Annotated in this window: 17 protein-coding genes; 11 read left to right on the top strand and 6 right to left on the bottom strand. The window is 64.9% G+C overall.

Going from position 1 to position 16,031, the window contains the following annotated elements:
• The first annotated feature begins 140 nt into the window (after positions 1 to 140).
• From ABGN05_RS17580 to ABGN05_RS17535, 10 genes are all read left to right on the top strand, one after another.
• On the top strand, positions 141 to 683 hold the full coding sequence (locus tag ABGN05_RS17580) for a nuclear transport factor 2 family protein (protein ID WP_367955345.1): 543 nt from the start codon (positions 141 to 143) through the stop codon (positions 681 to 683).
• 81 nt (positions 684 to 764) lie between these two features.
• A complete protein-coding gene (locus ABGN05_RS17575) occupies positions 765 to 1,547 on the top strand; it encodes an SDR family NAD(P)-dependent oxidoreductase (protein WP_367955344.1) in 783 nt (260 codons plus the stop codon).
• Between the two features lie 121 nt (positions 1,548 to 1,668).
• Positions 1,669 to 2,706 (top strand): TRAP transporter substrate-binding protein, encoded by a 1,038-nt coding sequence (locus ABGN05_RS17570; RefSeq protein WP_367955343.1) that lies wholly within the window; start codon positions 1,669 to 1,671, stop codon positions 2,704 to 2,706.
• 86 nt (positions 2,707 to 2,792) lie between these two features.
• Positions 2,793 to 4,007: a cytochrome P450 gene (locus ABGN05_RS17565; protein ID WP_367955342.1), complete on the top strand. Its 1,215-nt coding sequence runs from the start codon at positions 2,793 to 2,795 to the stop codon at positions 4,005 to 4,007.
• Positions 4,008 to 4,288: 281 nt separating this feature from the next.
• Complete coding sequence (locus ABGN05_RS17560) at positions 4,289 to 4,849, top strand: TRAP transporter small permease (RefSeq protein WP_367955341.1); 561 nt, start codon at positions 4,289 to 4,291, stop codon at positions 4,847 to 4,849.
• A gap of 3 nt (positions 4,850 to 4,852) precedes the next feature.
• Positions 4,853 to 6,148, top strand: a complete 1,296-nt coding sequence (locus ABGN05_RS17555) for a TRAP transporter large permease (RefSeq protein WP_367955340.1) — start codon at positions 4,853 to 4,855, stop codon at positions 6,146 to 6,148.
• Positions 6,149 to 6,317: 169 nt separating this feature from the next.
• Complete coding sequence (locus ABGN05_RS17550) at positions 6,318 to 7,541, top strand: NAD(P)/FAD-dependent oxidoreductase (RefSeq protein ID WP_367955339.1); 1,224 nt, start codon at positions 6,318 to 6,320, stop codon at positions 7,539 to 7,541.
• 27 nt (positions 7,542 to 7,568) lie between these two features.
• Complete coding sequence (locus tag ABGN05_RS17545; protein WP_367955338.1) at positions 7,569 to 8,030, top strand: nuclear transport factor 2 family protein; 462 nt, start codon at positions 7,569 to 7,571, stop codon at positions 8,028 to 8,030.
• 27 nt (positions 8,031 to 8,057) lie between these two features.
• The gene (locus ABGN05_RS17540) at positions 8,058 to 8,810 is read left to right on the top strand and encodes an NIPSNAP family protein (protein ID WP_367955337.1); all 753 of its coding nucleotides are present in this window, start codon (positions 8,058 to 8,060) and stop codon (positions 8,808 to 8,810) included.
• Positions 8,807 to 9,556, top strand: coding sequence for an NIPSNAP family protein (locus ABGN05_RS17535; RefSeq protein WP_367955336.1), 750 nt, complete (start codon positions 8,807 to 8,809; stop codon positions 9,554 to 9,556). Before ABGN05_RS17540 ends, ABGN05_RS17535 begins: the two co-directional genes overlap by 4 nt.
• 26 nt (positions 9,557 to 9,582) lie before the next feature.
• Here the strand turns inward: ABGN05_RS17535 and ABGN05_RS17530 are convergent, their stop codons facing one another.
• Positions 9,583 to 10,035, bottom strand: a complete 453-nt coding sequence (locus ABGN05_RS17530) for a nuclear transport factor 2 family protein (protein ID WP_367955335.1) — start codon at positions 10,033 to 10,035, stop codon at positions 9,583 to 9,585.
• Positions 10,036 to 10,045: 10 nt separating this feature from the next.
• Positions 10,046 to 10,873: an SDR family NAD(P)-dependent oxidoreductase gene (locus ABGN05_RS17525; RefSeq protein WP_367955334.1), complete on the bottom strand. Its 828-nt coding sequence runs from the start codon at positions 10,871 to 10,873 to the stop codon at positions 10,046 to 10,048.
• A gap of 245 nt (positions 10,874 to 11,118) precedes the next feature.
• On the opposite strand from ABGN05_RS17525, the gene ABGN05_RS17520 reads away from it, so the two are divergent.
• Positions 11,119 to 11,583, top strand: coding sequence for a DUF3237 domain-containing protein (locus tag ABGN05_RS17520; RefSeq protein ID WP_367955333.1), 465 nt, complete (start codon positions 11,119 to 11,121; stop codon positions 11,581 to 11,583).
• A gap of 36 nt (positions 11,584 to 11,619) precedes the next feature.
• Here ABGN05_RS17520 and ABGN05_RS17515 read toward each other — a convergent pair whose 3' ends face one another.
• The 4 genes from ABGN05_RS17515 to ABGN05_RS17500 form a co-directional block, all read right to left on the bottom strand.
• Entirely contained in the window at positions 11,620 to 12,759 is a 1,140-nt protein-coding gene (locus ABGN05_RS17515) for an iron-containing alcohol dehydrogenase (protein ID WP_367955332.1), read from the bottom strand.
• Between the two features lie 75 nt (positions 12,760 to 12,834).
• Positions 12,835 to 14,103, bottom strand: coding sequence for a cytochrome P450 (locus ABGN05_RS17510; protein WP_367955331.1), 1,269 nt, complete (start codon positions 14,101 to 14,103; stop codon positions 12,835 to 12,837).
• Between the two features lie 110 nt (positions 14,104 to 14,213).
• Positions 14,214 to 14,702: a DUF1330 domain-containing protein gene (locus ABGN05_RS17505; protein WP_367955330.1), complete on the bottom strand. Its 489-nt coding sequence runs from the start codon at positions 14,700 to 14,702 to the stop codon at positions 14,214 to 14,216.
• Positions 14,702 to 15,991: a cytochrome P450 gene (locus tag ABGN05_RS17500; protein WP_367955329.1), complete on the bottom strand. Its 1,290-nt coding sequence runs from the start codon at positions 15,989 to 15,991 to the stop codon at positions 14,702 to 14,704. The genes ABGN05_RS17505 and ABGN05_RS17500 overlap by 1 nt, the downstream gene beginning before the upstream one ends.
• Between the last annotated feature and the right edge of the window lie 40 nt (positions 15,992 to 16,031).

The raw sequence follows: 16,031 nt of genomic DNA, 5'->3' as shown, positions 1-16,031 counted from the left end.
ATGCCGAGGAAACCCCGCCAATGCACCCTTCGGCGGGGACAGACCATTTCCGTCCCCGATGATGTTCTGCGCCTCCAAGGGCGATGCCGCGGCTATCCATTCCGCCGCGCGCCGTCGAACGTCCGGGGAGGTTTTGTCCGATGAGTTTGGATCTCGAGGCACGGATGGAGGTGCTTCTCGTGAAGGAGCGTCTGCACGAGCTGGAGATGGCGTATTGCCGGGGCATCGACCGGCGCGATCCGGATCTCATCCGCTCGATCTACTTCGAGGACGCGATCGAGGATCACGGCGAAGCCTGGCAGGGGACCGGCTACGAGTGGGTCGACTACATCTTCAAGGACTACCTGCACCAGTTCGAGGTCACCGCTCACTACGTGATGAACGAATGGTACAAGGTGGACGGCGACCGGGCGGAGGGAGAGACCCACCGCGCCTCCTATCACCGCCGCCCGAACGGCGAGGAAGTGACCGCCGGATCGCGAACCTTCAACCGCTACGAGAAGCGCGACGGCGTGTGGCGGATCTCCTATCGCGGCGTCACCCGAGACTGGATGAAGGAAACCAGGGCCGCGCCGCCGGACCCGGCCCAGCCCAAGCACATGATCCTGCGGCCGAGCCTGCCCGGTCCGCAGGATGTTTCCTACGGCGTGCTTCCCATGTTCACCCGCGGTGCGATCGACTGACACGGCGCGGGACTGTCCCACCGCCGGGGACAGACGGTCGCTTCACCATCCGGAAAATCCCCCGAAACTTAGGAGTTCCGAATGACCCCCGCCGAGACGCGAGACCGGAAAAGCCTTCCGCTGCCGGATCGGCTGTCGATGGTCGGCCGCCGGGTGCTCGTTACCGGCGCGGCCAGCGGAATGGGACAGTCGACTGCGCTCATCATGGCCGAACTCGGCGCGGAGCTGGTGCTCGCCGACATCCAGGCCATGGCCGACACCGGCTCGATGCTGGACCAGCGGGGTGCCTCCTACGAATGCATGCAGGGCGATCTTGCCGACGATCGCTTCGTCGATGCCCTCATCATGAAAGGTCCCTTCTTCTCGCTCGCGCATTGCGCGGCCATCTTCCGGCCGTCGCAGGACATGTCTCCGGTCGACGGCTTCGATCACCTCATGCACGTGAACGTGCGCGCGCCGTTCCGACTTGCCCAGGGCTGCATCGACGGGATGGCGAAGCAGGGCGAGGGCTATGTCGTGCTGGTCGGTTCCGCTGCCGGCCAGAACGGCGGCATCATGACCGACAACTCGGAGCGGTACTACGCCGAGTACGCGGCGTCGAAGGGCGCGCTTCACACATTGGTGAAATGGCTGGCGCGGCGCGCGGTGAAGTCGAACGTGATCGTCAACGGCATAGCGCCGGGGCTCGTCGTGACGCCGCTCAACAAGGGCATCGATTTCGATCCGAAGGTGATGTTCATGCCGCTCGGCCGGGCAGGCCGCGCCGACGAGCTCGGATGGCCCATCGCCGTGATGTGCACGCCCGCCGCTTCCTTCATCGCCGGCGTCGTCCTCGACGTCAACGGAGGCTCCTACGTGCCGTGACGGCTGCCGTTGGGAAAAACCGAGCGCTTGCGTCGTCCGATGTCGCAACGACCGATCGCGGATCGGTAGGAACGGACCGAAACCACAGCAAGAGAACTGCAACGAACAGGGAGGAACTGACATGAAGATCAACACCACGACACTCATCGGCGCAGCCATCGCGTTCGCCGTCTCGACGGGCGCATCGGTGGCGCAGGAAGTCACGCTGAAATATTCCTCGTGGCTCCCGGTCACCCACTGGCTGAACGAACAACAGTTCCAGCCCTGGTTCAAGAAGATCGAGGAAGTCACCGAAGGTCGGGTCAAGGTCGAGACGCTGCCGAAAACCGTCGGCACCGCCAACAGCCAGTTCGATGTCATCAGCGACGGACTTGCCGACATCTCCTTCATCGTCACCAGCTATTCGCCCGGACGCTTCCCGCTGGCAGGGATGGGCGAATTGCCGCTGCTCGGCAGCAAGCCGTCGGAATCGGCGCTGATCTTCGAGACGATCTACCGCGAGAATTTCATGCAGGCGAACGAGTTCAAGGGCGTCGAGCTCCTGTCCATCTGGAACATCACGCCGAACCAGATCTGGAACAGCCGCCAGCCCGTGACCAAGCTCGAGGACCTGGCGGGCATGAAGTTGCGCGCGCCGAACGACAACGTGACCCAGCTGCTCAAGTCGCTCGGGGGCGTCCCCATCAACAAGCCGTCGTCGGAAGCCTACGAACTGCTATCGACGGGCGCGATCGACGGACAGATCACGCAGGCCGACACCATCGTCGCGCAGAACATGGTGCCGCTCACCAAGTATGGCACCATCGTTCCGGGCGGCCTCACCAACGCGACGCTGGCGATCATCGCCAATCCGGATGCCTGGAACAGCATCTCGGAAAAGGATCGCAAGGCGATCGAGGAAATCACCACCTACAAGCTGAGCGACGACGTCGGCACGGCTTATGAAGAACGTGAAACGTCGGGAACCAAGGTCCTGAAAGACGCCGGCTACGAGATCATCACGGCCGACGAGGAATTCGTGAACAACGTACGCGAAGCGGCGAAGCCGATCGAGGAGGCGTGGATCGCCGCTGCCAAGGAAAAGGGCATCGAGGATCCGGCGGCCGTCCTGGCGGAGTTCCGCACCCGGGTCCAGGAAGCGGAAAAGGCCAGCAACTGATCCCTTCGGGATCGGCAAGGACACGCCGGACGACGCGCGGATTCCGATCCGCGCGTTCGACTTGCCCACGATGAGAAAGGGAACACATGTCTGCCTCTTCGGAAGCCGCAGCGACGCTCGATCCCCCCGTCTTCGACTGGGATCCCTGGACGATCGAGAACCTCACGGACCCGTACCCGATGCATCATGCGATGCGGGAAACCGGTCCGATCGTGTGGCTGAGCAAGTACGACATGTATGCCGTGGCTCGCCACGAAGAATGTTCGACCGTCCTGTCGGACAATTCGCGCTTCATGACTGGCGCCGGGACGAGCATGCAGGACATTCGAAAGCCCGGAAAGTTCCGCATCCCGAGCCGGCTGCAGGAGGTCGATCCTCCCAAGCACACCGAGATAAGAGCGGTGGTGAACCGGGTCATGTCGCCGCTCGTGATCCGCAAGATGCGGGATTTCTTCGAAATCCAGGCGGCCAGTATGGCCGAGGAAGTTCTCGAGCGCGGCGAGATGGAGGCCGTCGAGGACCTCATTGAACCCTACGTCATCTCCGCGTTTCCCGCCGCGGTCGGGGTCAAGCTGGAGAGAAAGGCGGCACTTACGATTGCGGAGATGCGCTTCAACCAGAGCTGTCCGCACAACGAACTCTACCACAAGGCCATGGCAAAGGCCGAACCCTACCTCGAATGGTACGACCGGGCCTGCGAACGCGACGCCGTCGTTCCCGACTCGATCGCACATCTGCTGTTCCAGGCGGAGGACGCCGGAGAGCTCGAGGAAGGGGTGGCGTCGAACATCACGCGCAGCTTTGTTGGAGGTGGAGTCGATTCAACGATCAGCGCCATCGGTCACACGCTGCATCACCTAGCGCGCAATCCCGATCAGTACGCACTGGTGAAGAGCGACCTGAAAAAGGTCCGGCCCGCGTTCGAGGAAGGCATCCGCATGGACATGCCTTTCCAGTACACGTGGCGCACTACGATCCGGGACACGAACTTCGGCGATTACCGTCTGGCGGGCGACACGAAGGTGACCGTCCTGCTCGGATCTGCCAATCGCGATCCGCGCCGGTGGGACGATCCGGACCGGTACGACATTTCTCGTCAGACCGTCGGAAACTACCTCGGATTCGGTGTCGGCGATCATAAGTGCGTCGGACAGATGATCGCGCGCCTCGAAGCCGACGCGATCCTCACCGCCCTCATCTCACGCGCGGCGTCGATGGAACTGGCCGAGGAGCCGGTCTACCGGCCGGTGAACCAGATGCGGATGCTGGGTCGGCTGCCGCTGCGCTTTACGCGCGGATGAAGCGCACCGGTCGTACGGCAGTCGCATGGAGCCCGTCCATTGCGACGGGGGAATTGAACCGTTCGCCGCGCGGCTTACCGGGCGGTTCATGCAGCGCTCGACAACCTGTCCCCGGCACTGGTGACATTCCCCGGTTCGTTGCTCGCTAAGCTAGATAGGTGGGCAACCAACCAAGGCCGGCACGGCACGTTAGAACCGGCCGATCCAATCAGAGCCGACCGACCCGTCGTCCCCGCTCGACGTGCCCCAAGAAGGCCGCGTTCAATTTTGGAGGAGCGATCATGTTCAACAGGATAGAAAAAGTGGTCGGCGTCATGGCGGCGGTCTTCCTGTTCGCGCTGATGATGGTCACCTTCATCGACGTGATCGGCCGCAACGTCTTCGACAGGCCTCTGGTCGGCGCATCCGAAGTCACCGAGATCCTGCTCGTCTGCGTCGTCTTCCTGACGCTGCCGAGCGTCGCGTTCCGCCAAGCCCACATCGTCGTCGATCTCGCCGACGCGGTCAGCGGCCCCATTCTTCGCTCCGTCCAGAAGGTGCTGAGCGCGCTGTTGGGCGCCGCCTTCTTCGGCGGCATGAGCTGGCGTCTCTGGATCCTCGGCGAGAAGGTCGCCGGATACGCGGACACGACACCGTCCCTCGGAATCCCGCTGGCGCCATTCATCTTCGGCATGTCGATCCTTTCCGGGATAACGGGACTGATCTGCCTCACCTTCCTGTGGCGCCAGGACGCCACGACGGAGTCCCACGAACTTGCGGCCGCGAAACGGCTCGCCGGCGAGGAAGAGGCCCGCCATCGATCGACCAGCGGCGCGCGCGCCTCGGCAACCATCGGAGACTAATCGATGTTGATCGCGTCCCTCGGTTTCCTGCTCGCCTTCATCCTGATCTTCATGCGGGTACCCATCGCCATAGCGATGGGTGTTACCGGCTTCCTCGGCTTCGGCTACCTCGTCGGCTGGCACCAGTCGGCCACCATGCTGGCACTCACGACACGCGACAGCACCATGTCCTACGCCATGGTGGTCATTCCGCTCTTCGTACTGATGGGAAATCTGGTGGCAGGCACCGGTGTTTCACGGGAACTTTTCCGATCGGCCCAGGCGTTTTTCGGCGCCCGGCGCGGCGGTCTCGCCGTTGCCACCGTCATGGCAAGCGGCGGATTTGCCTCCATCTGCGGATCGAGCGTGGCCACCGTCGTGACGATGGGCAAGGTCGCAATGCCTTCCATGCGCCAGTTCGGCTATGCGGACAGCCTCAGCACCGCCTCCATAGCAGCCGGAGCAACTCTTGGCATACTGATCCCCCCAAGCGTGCTTCTGGTCGTGTATGGGATCATCACAGAAACCCATATCGGCAAGCTCTATGCCGCGGGACTCATACCGGGACTGATCGGTGTCCTCGGCTATGTGGCGGCGGTCAGATGGACTGTCGTGCGGAACCCGGAGTCCGCTCCCGCGGCGGACGGGTTCTCCTGGCGCGAGCGCTTCGAATCGCTGCTCGGAATATGGGCGGCATTGGCTCTCTTCGTGATGGTGATCGGTGGCATCTATTCCGGCGTGTTCACGGCAACGGAGGCATCCGGCTTCGGCGCTTTTGGGGCGTTCGTGATCGCCCTTACGCGGCGGCGTCTGACGCTGGCGCAGCTCTACGACATACTTTTCGATACAGCGCAGACAACCGCGGTCCTGTTTGCCCTGATCATCGGCGCGGGGTTGTTCACGGAATTCCTCAACTACAGCGGCGCGCACAACGCGCTGCTGGACTTCGTCAACAATTCCGGGTTCTCGCCGTTCACGGTCGTGCTGGTGATCTGCTTCATCTACATCATCCTCGGCATGCTGATGGAATCCATGTCGATGATCCTGCTCACCGTCCCGCTGTTCTTCCCGGTCGTCATCGGCCTGGGCTTCGATCCGGTATGGTTCGGCATCCTCATTGTGGTGCTGTGCGAACTGGGGCTGATCACGCCGCCGATCGGCATTAACCTGTTCGTCATGCGCTCGGTCGCGCCGGATGTCTCGATCTCGACAATCATCCGCGGCGTCATTCCCTTCATCGGAGTCGATCTACTGCGGGTGCTATTGATCGCCGCGGTCCCGACGATCTCGCTGTTTCTGCCGCAACTGCTGTTCGACTGATCCGCTTGCCGCATCGCCGGCAAAAGGGGCCGTCCGAGATCGCGCACCCTGCGAGTGGCCGGGTGTCCCGTGCAACGGTCCCCGGAGAAGGGGATGCGTGCGAGGCAAGTCATGCGGTAGAGACCATCGAAAGTGGTGCAAGCCGCAAAAAGAGGAGCAGGCGGGCAACATGTTGAAATCGGTGGTCATCGTCGGTGGAGGACAGGCCGGCTTCCAGACGGCGGCGTCGCTGCGGCAGGACGGCTATGACGGCGCCATCACGCTCATCGGCGACGAGACGAGCCTGCCCTACCAGCGGCCTCCGCTCTCCAAGGCCTACCTCCTCGGCAAGACAGACGCCGCGGGTCTCCTGTTCAGGCCGCACGATTTCTACTCCAGCCATCGCATCGAGTTCGTCAACGAGCGGGCGATCGCGATCGACCGGACGAACCGGCGTGTCGAACTCGCTGGCGGCAGAGCCGTCGGCTACGACCATCTGGTCATGGCGACCGGCGCGCACAACCGCGCCCTGCCGGTACCGGGCGCGGAACTCGATGGCGTTTTCGGGCTGAAGACGCTCGCGGATGCGGACGCCATCGCCGAGCGGCTGGAATCAGCCGAAAACGTGGTGGTGGTCGGCGCGGGTTTCATCGGGCTGGAGTTCGCCGCGGTCGCGCGGGCGAAGGGCAAGTCGGTGCATGTCGTGGAACTATCCAACCGTCCCATGGCGCGGGCCGTGTCGCACGAGATGTCGGAGTTCTTCGCCGCCGCCCACTCCGGATGGGGCATCAACATGGATTTCGGGCAGGGACTCGCCCGCGTCACCGGAGACGGCAAGGTGGAGGCCGTCGAACTGACCAATGGCCGTATCCTGCCCGCCGACATCGTCGTTGTAGGCATCGGCGTTCTGCCCAATGTGGGGCTGGCGGCGGAGGCCGGCCTCGACATCGAGAACGGGATAAAGGTCGATTCCTATCTCCTGACCGCCGACCGGTCGATCTCGGCGATCGGCGACTGCGCGATGTTCCCGAGCCAGCATGCCGGCGGGTCGGCGCGCCTCGAATCCGTGCAGAACGCAGCCGACCACGGACGCGCCGTCGCGGCCCGCCTCGTCGGCAAGGGCGCTCCCTATGCGGCCGTCCCCTGGTTCTGGAGCGACCAGGGAGATCTGAAGCTGCAGATGGTGGGGCTCTCCGCCGGTGCCGAAGTAACCGTCAGGGTCGGAGATCCCGATGCCCGGAGCTTCTCCATCCTCCTCTTTCGGCGCGGACAGCTCATCGCGGTCGAATCCGTCAACCGTCCGGCCGATTTCATGACCGCTCGAAAGGTGCTGGCAAGCCGCGCCTCCCTCGGCCCGGAAACAGCATCGGCCAAGGGGTTCGACCTGCGATCTTGGGCGTTGGCAGCAGCTTGACGCCGTCAACAGCAAAGGACGATATCCATGCCCCGTGCAGACGAGATGAGCCCCGCCGATCCGGTGGAAGCAAGGGTGATCAGCTTCTATACGCTGTTGATGAAGAAGGACTTCGCAGCCTGGAGCGATCTCTTCGCCGATGACGCGAAGCAGGAAAACCCGTTCATGCCCTCCCTCGACGGGCTGGATTCCGGCTTCGACGGGCGCGACCGGATCGTCTTCCACTACAAGACCGTACTGGAGAACCGGCGTGGGCTGGTCTTCACGATCGACGCCATCCACCAGACGGAGGGGGGAGAGTGCGCGATCGTGGAAGTCGGGGGTCGCAGCGAAGTGCCCGAGACGGGGCGCATCTACGACCAGCGCTACGTCTGGATATTCCGCTTCCGGGACGGGAAGATCGTCGGCATGCGCGAGTACTTCAATCCGCTCGCCTTCGAGAAGGCCTTCAAGGGCTTCCTCGTCGGCGAAGGCGCCGTCGCGAACTGACCACGTAGCCGAGGGACAGGAGATCGAGTGCTCGAATATCGCTTCTACGCCGTCGCCGACGGCCGCATGGCTTCGGAACTGGCGCTCGTCCACTCGATGGCGATCGCCGGTGCTCCGGCGGTCGAGGGCGGGCCTCCGGCGCACGAGGAAACGCTTTGGGAGCGCTATGGCGTGCCGAAGCCGCTGGGTTCGTGGATGGTGGTCGCCGGCAGGCAGGCCCCCGGCTTTCTCTACATCATCAAATGGGCGTCGCTCGCGCAGCGCGACGAACGCTTTCCCCGCTTCTGGGCCGATCCGTTCTGGCGCGCGCAGCGCGCGGAACTGACCGACGGCATGACGCTGGTCAATTCGATCGAGAACTGGCTGCTCGACGCCTCTCCCGCATGGGCGGCTGTGCGAGAAGATGACGGCGGTGGTCCGGTCTCGGGCATCCATGAACTCAGGGTCCAGAACGTCCTCAACGGATCTCAGACGGAAGCCGCGGATGTCCTCGCGAAGGTCGACCTTCCGGTGGCACGAAGACATGGCGCCAGGGTGCTGGGCGTGATGGAGGTGGTCATCGGACCGGAGCGACCGCGCTTCGTGACGCTGCTCGCCTGGCCAGACCTCGAGACCCAGCAGAAGGCGGCCTTCGCCATCGACCGCGATCCCGAGATCGTCGCGCAGCGCGCCAGGGAGCGGACCAGCGCCGGCGGGCGGCTGTTCTTGACGCTCGACCAGTATCTGCTGGAACCGTTGCCGTGGAACACCCCCGAACCAAATCTGGGCATCAAGCCATGAAGGACGTTCCGCTCGCTCCCCCGGTCAGGATCGAGGAGTACTACGAACTGCGGCTCTATCAGATGCATCAGGCCCGCATGCCGGACTTCCACCACCTGATGGGGACCGACGTTCCGCCGATCTTCGAACGCTGCGGGATTTCAGCACCGCTTGCCCTTTGGGAAGGGCATGGCGGACCGCTATCACCATTGTACGCCTATATCCTTCCATGGAGAAATCTCGATCGGCGCATGGAAGCCTGGAAGCGTTTCTATGCCGACCCCGAGTGGCTCGCCAAGCTTGCCGTAAACTACGGCGGCGAACAGCGTGTCGACCGTTCGCACGTCTTCGTCCTGCGTCCCTCGCCCGTGTGGAGCCGCTTCCGCTCCGAACCGGATGCCGGTCCCGTCGGCAGCGTGCACGAATTGCGGCTCATCGACGTCGACAACTTCGATCCGATGCTCAGCCATACCGCACTGGCCGAGACCGATCTGCCCTTCATGACGCGGAAGGGCGCCACGGTGCTCGGGGTTTTCATGACCTGGTTCGGGACGCGGATGAACCAGGCCGTCACGATCACGGCTTGGCCTGACGCCGAGGCGCTGCGCAGCGCCGCCATTGCCTACCAGACCGACGATGGGATCCGCGCCGCCCGCGACGAGGAACGCAGGCGCCACGGACAGCCGCTCGTGCGCGGCAGCGACGTCCACGTGCTGCGGCCGACGCGCTACGGCGCCCCTCTGCCCAACCTCGCTCCGCGCGGGTAAGCCGACGTGCCGCCCGGCGGCGAGACCTATTCGGGAAGGACGTGGACGCTCACCGAGAGGAACCGCCACCCGTCCCCGGTGCGCACGAAGCGGCTCCTGTAGCGGGCGCACATGGCGATCTTGCCCGCCCCGCCGCGCCAGTCGGTGATCAGGGCGCGGCACAGTCCGTCGGCCTCTTCGGGCGTGTTTCCCGGTTCAATCAGGACGTCGGTCATCTGGTGGCGGAACTTGCGATCGAAGCGCGCGATGATCGATTCCTCGATCATCTTCTTCAGGCCGTCCCTCCCCCTCACCGTCTCCGCCGGAAGGCCCGATCCGCCCTGGCTGGCGGGCGGCGTGTTCTCGCGCGTCCAGCTGCCGTCCTCGGTGAAGAGCGAGGCGAACGCATCGAGTTCACCGGCGTCGGCGAAATGCACGTAGCGGGCGAGGAGGTTGCGGATCGCGAGTTCGTCGGCGGCCGGAAGTGCGCGGTCGTTCATGTTCGCCTGCCTATTCGCTGTAGATTCCGGCTTCGAGGAGCTTCTTCGAGGAATAGTCGCCTCCCCGCCTGGCCGTGAAGTATCCGGCGGTCAATCCGCCGTCGATGGGAACCACAGCGCCCGTGACATAGGTAGCCGCGTCGGAGAGAAGCATGAGCGCGATGCTGGCGATCTCTTCGGGCGCGGCCATGCGGCCGAGCGGCATCCGGTCCTCGACCACGCCGGTGATGAACTTGGCGGGCATGCTCGCCCTCAGCAGCGGCGTATCGACGAAGCCCGGGGCGATCGCATTCACGCGCACGCCGTGCCGCCCCCATTCAAGTGCGAGGTTCTTGGCGAGCCCGTTTACCGCGTGCTTGGAGGAGACGTAGGAGATGCGGCCGGGATGGCCGCCGAGCCCGTCGACCGAGCTGATCACGACGATCGATCCCCGCCCGCGCTCTATCATTCGCCGGCCGAATTCCCGGCAGCTCAGGAACGCGCCCTTGAGGTTGATGTCGATCACGTCCTCGAAGGCGGCTTCCTCCATCGTCTCGGCGGGCGCGGTGTTCGAAATCCCGGCGCAGGCGAAAAGTCCGTCCACGGCGCCGAGTTCCTGTTCGAACCTTTCCGCGGCCTGACGGATCTGGCCGGCGTCACGAACGTCCGCGACGAAGCCGGAGGCCTTCACTCCATGCTCCCGTATTTCGGCGAGCACCTTGTCGATGTTCCCGCCGTTGACGTCGATGATGCCGACATTCGAACCGTCACGCGCGAGCATGAGTGCGGCCGCGCGGCCGATGCCGGAGGCGCCGCCGGTGATTGCGATGGTTCGGTCCTTCAAACCGTAGCTGATCATGCGGGTCGTCTTCCTGGATGTCCCATCGGGAATTTCTTTGCGGTAGCACCGCCGACACGCGCCGGCGGTGCTTCCGGGAGGATGCCGCCGGATCCCACGCCACGGCGGGGGATGCATTCGCATCTGGTCTACGATACCGCCGCGGGCTCGCGCGACATGTCCCCGATGCCGGGGACCGTCCGCCGGCACGCGGTCTGGTCTGCTGATCTCCAGGGAAACCACAGCCGTCCGGAGGAATGCGCGCGATGGTCGAGGTGCAACTGAAGCCGCTCTTCGAGATGAGGGCGCATACCGCCAACGGCGCCACCGACATTGGCGAGGTTCCGGTCGGCTACAAGAGACGCGTCGTGTTCGTGACGGGCGGAACGTTCTCCGGCGACCGGCTGAAGGGCAAGGTCCTGCCGGGCGGCGGCGACTTCCTGATGATGCGGCCGGACGGTGGCATGCATCTCGATGTCCGGCTGGTGCTGGAGACCGACGAGGGCGAGCGCATCTACATGACCTATGTCGGGCGCCGCCACGGTCCGCCGGAGGTCATGGAGCGGTACAGGAACTCCGAGCCGGTCGCCTACGGCGAAGACTATTTCCGCACCATCATCCAGTTCGAGACGGCCGCGCCGCGCCTGACGTGGCTGAACGGCATACTCGGCATCGGCGCCGGCTACCGCACGGCGGAAGGCGCCGTCTACGAAGTCTTCGAAATACTTTGAGCAGGTCGGCGCCGGGGCCAATCGCTCGCGGCGAAGTCAGTACGCTGCCCCGAGCAGCTGCATCATGCCGTTTTCGTCAAACGGCCGGATGTTGGTGGCGACCCTCGGGTTCCTCATTGCCGCGTCCGCGACTGTCGCGAGTTGCTCCTCGCGCACGCCGGCGTCGCGCAGACGCGTGGGCATGCCGAGATCGCGCACGAGATCGCTCACGAAATCCGCCAGTAGCCGGCCCCCGCTTCCCATCGCCTCGGCCAGGACCGCCTGGCGTTGGGCATCGACCGCCGCGTTGTAGCGCAGCACGTGCGGCAGCATGATGCAGGAGGTGACGCCGTGCGTCATGCCGGTGACCGCGCTCAGGCCGTGGCCGATGCCATGGCTGGCACCGTGCGAGACGCCGACCGTCGCACCCTGGATCGACATCCAGGCGCCGATCTGGCAGTCGAGGCGAGCCTCGCGGTCTTCGGGATCGCTCTTCGTGCGCGGCAGCGCGCGGGCGAGCTTGCGGGCGGCGTAGAGCGCCGTCGCGTCGGAGAAGGGCGTCGGGCTTTTCGCGCACCAGGTCTCGATCGCATGGTCGAGCGCGCGCATTCCGGTCGACAGCCACAAGTCGGGTGGGGTCGCAATCGTGACCTCCGGGTCGAGGATCACGGCGTCCGGCGCAAGGTCGGGATGATGGAAGGCGTCCTTCACCCCGCTCCGCTCGTCGGTGATGCCCGCGAACTGCGTGAATTCCGCCGCAGAAAGTGTCGTCGGCAGGGAGATGAGGTATGGCCTGGGCGTCGCCGCCGTGGTGGTTCGTTTCAGCCGGTCCATGTCGGCGGCGTCGCGCACGTTGTTGGTGACGCTGATGCGCGCCGCCTTCACCGCTTCCACGACCGAGCCCCCGCCCAACGCGACGACCGCTTCCACGCCCTTGCTGCGTAGCGCCTCCGCGATGCGGATGACGTCCTCGCGCGGCGAATTCGCGCGCACGCCCGACACGACGTTCGTGCAGGCGTCGCCCATCGCCGCGACGATCTCGTCAGCGAGGCCGCCGGGGCGGGACAGCGACGTGTTGGTGACGAGCACGGCCGTCGTCACCCAGAATTCCTTCATGGCTTCGCGAAGCGCCTCCGCGGCCGGCTTGCCGTAGAAGACGGCCTGTCGCGAAGGCGGCTGAAACCGGCCTGTCAGCATGGGTAATTCCTTCCAAGTGTTGTCGGGGACCCGAGGTCCCGTTCGGTGATGCCGCGGCGATCCCGTGCGTCGCCGTCAGGCGTCGAGGTCGACCCACAAGGCCTTCGGGACCCGGAAGGCGAAAGCCGGCTGGTAGTCGACGGTCTGGCCCGGCGCGAGGCGCATCCGGGGATAGCGTTTCACCATCTCCTCCAGCATGATCTTCATCTCCAGCCGGGCGAGCGGCGCCCCCAGGCACACGTGAATGCCGTTGCCGAAGGTCAGATGCCTGCGGCTGTTCGGCCGATCGAGCCGGAAGCGGTCGGCGTCCTCGAACTGCGACTCGTCCCGGTTGGCGGAGGTGAAGGAGATGAGCAGGTTGGAGCCCGCGGGAATTTTCACACCCGCGATCTCGACGTCGCATTTGGTCCGGCGGCGCCAGTTGACCACGGCCCCGTACAGGCGCAGCGATTCCTCCACGGCATTCGGGATGAGCGACGGATCGCGGCAGATCGCCTCCCAGTTCTCGCGATCGCCGAGCAGGGCGTTAAGCGCGTTGGTCGTCTGGCTCGTGGTCGTCTCGTGCCCGGCGAAGAGGAGGCCGAACGCGGCCGAGTTGATCTCGTTGATGGTCAGGACGCCGTCGTCGCCACCCCTGAGGCGCAGGAGATCGCTGGAGAAATCGTCGCCCGGCTCCGCGATCCGCTTGGCCACCAGCTCGACGCAGTAGTGCCAGAACTTGAGGAGGTTGCGCGCCGCGTCGATCTGCGCCTCACGCGTCGGGCGGGAGAAGCTCAGGAGGAGCCGGTTGGTGGACCATTCCTTGATCCTGGCCGCGTCCTCGTCGGGGATCCCGAGCAGGAGAAAGATCACCTTCGCGGGAAGCGCGTAGGTGAACTCGTGCAGGATATCGATCCGCCCTTTGCCCCGAAGCCGTTCGAGGTCGGCCGCGACGAGTTCGCGGATCTCGTCGGCCATGCCGACGAAGCGCTTCATGCTCATTGCCTGGCTGGCGGCGGCGCGGATGCGGGTGTGGCGCGGCGGATCGCAATTGACCTGGATACCCTCCAGCGCGTAGCCGCCCTCTTCGAGGATCTGCAGCGCTTCGCGGGGAACCGGCGAGATCGGGGTGTTGGCGTTGGCGGCGGAAAAGCGGTCAGGATCGCGCAGGATATCGATCACGTCCCGATAGCGGGTCACCACCCAGTAGTCGATCTCGGCGCTGTAGAAGACCGGTTCGGCAGAACGCGCGCGGGCCAGCGTCTCATGCATCTTGTGGTGATCGAAGGGGTCGTAGCTCGCGCCGATGCTCCCGACGGGGCATCTCACCGGCGGCGTTTCCCAGACTTTGGCCAAGTCGCTCATGATCGTCCTGTCCTGCCGAACTCAACGGTTGGATTTCGAGCATAGCGCGGAAGGAACGCCCGCCCTGTCACCTTGCGGGGGACTGCCGCGGGCTCGGCCTCGGGCGTGCCTCAGTGCCGCGGCAATCCGCTCTCGACCCAGCGCGCGAGCCCATCCTCGACATCGCTCCGGTCCGCAGCATCCGGCAGCTGTGGGTTAAGCCGCAGCAGGTGATAGGCGGCAAGCGCCACCGTTCGGTGATGGGCGACAGCCGCGTAGGCGGCCGACTGCGACATTTCCAGCAGCGCCTCCAGCGACGGGTAAGACATGACGAAGACCTCGTCCCAGCGCTGGTCCTCGGGCCCGTTCACCATGCATTCGAATTCGCCGGTCCAGACCACCCGGGCCCCGGCGCCCAGAAGCAGCGGCCTCACGCCTTCCTTGTAGGTGCGATAGGCGTCGGCGCCGCTCGTCTCCGTCCCGTCGGCATAGCGGGCCACGGGGCGGTAGCGCACGAGATTGAGCATGTCGACCCGGCCCGGCCTGCGCAGCGACCGGAACGCATCGACTTGGGCGCGTGACCGGAAGAGCGGATGATCCGTTGGCAGCGCTTCGTCCATCAGGACGCGCCGGTATGGCGGGGTTTCCCGAGCACGACGGGAAGCGATCTGGGCGCGCGGAAGACGTAGGTGTAGGCGTGGTCGATCCGGGCGCCTTCGGCGAGCCGCGCGTCGGGGAACCGCGCCGTGAATTCCTCCAGAATGATCTTCATCTCGAGGCGGGCGAGCGGCGCGCCGAGGCAGACATGCTTGCCGTTGCCCATGGTCAGGTGCTTGCGTGAATTCTTGCGCCGGACGTCGAAGGTCTCCGGGTCCTCGAATTGCGCGTCGTCGCGATTGGCCGAACCGAAGGAGAGGATGATGTCCTGGCCAGCGGGAATATGGACGCCGCCCACCTCGATGTCGGCGAGCGTGCGCCGCCGCCAGCCGATCACGGCGCCGCTGTAGCGGAATGCTTCCTCCACCGCCAACGGGATCAGCGACCGGTCCGCGCAGATGGCGTCCCAGTTGTGACGGTAGGTCAGGAGCATGCGGAAGGCATTGGTGAGCTGGCTCGTCGTGGTTTCGTGGCCGGCGAAGAGAACGCCGTATACCACCGTGGTCAGTTCGTTCAGCGTCAGCACGCTGTCGTCGCCGTTGCGATAGGCCAGCAAGGCGCTGGCAAGATCGTCCTTCGGATTTTCCATCCGGTCGCGCACGAGGTCGACGCAGTAGTGCCAGAAGTCGACCATGTCCTTGGCGCCGCTGACCTGCTGGTCATAGGTGGACGGACTGAAATTCAGGATGGTGCGGGTGCCCGACCATGCCTTGACCTTCTCCATGTCCTCCTGCGGAACGCCGAGGATCATGAAGAGAACCTGGACGGGCAGTTCGTAGGTGAAGTCCGCCAGCAGGTCGACGGTGCCGCGACCCTCGATCCGGTCGAGCGCCTTGCGGACGATCTGCCGGATCTGCGGCTCCATCTTCGAAAAGGTTCTGATGTTGAGGAACGACGCGGACGCCATGCGCACGCGTGTGTGGCGTTCGCCGTCGCAGTTGGACTGGACCTTCTCGGCGGCGAATCCGCCCTTCTTCATGATCGCGAGTGCGTCCTCGTGGACGGGCGTGGCCGAGTCGCTGGTGTTGATCGCCGAGATCCTGTCATGGTCCTGGAGGATCGCCATGACGTCGTCATATCGCGTCACGATCCAGTAGCCGGTCTCCTCATCGTAGAAGACCGGCCGTTCGCGCCGCGCGTCGGCCATCTCCTCGTAGATGCTCTCGTGGTAGTAGGGGCTGAACCCCGCCTCGGCGCCGGAAAACGGGCACCCGGAAGTGGCGGTCGTGTCATGCGTTTCGGCGTTCGCCATCTTGCTTCTCCCTTTGGCGCGATGCGGTTTCCGCGATGCC

The sequence above is a fragment of the Aquibium pacificum genome (genome assembly GCF_040839445.1).
Taxonomy (GTDB): Bacteria; Pseudomonadota; Alphaproteobacteria; order Rhizobiales; family Rhizobiaceae; genus Aquibium; species Aquibium pacificus.
The sequence above is the reverse complement of the archived record's forward strand: the minus strand, read 5'-3'. Positions and strand labels throughout refer to the sequence as shown.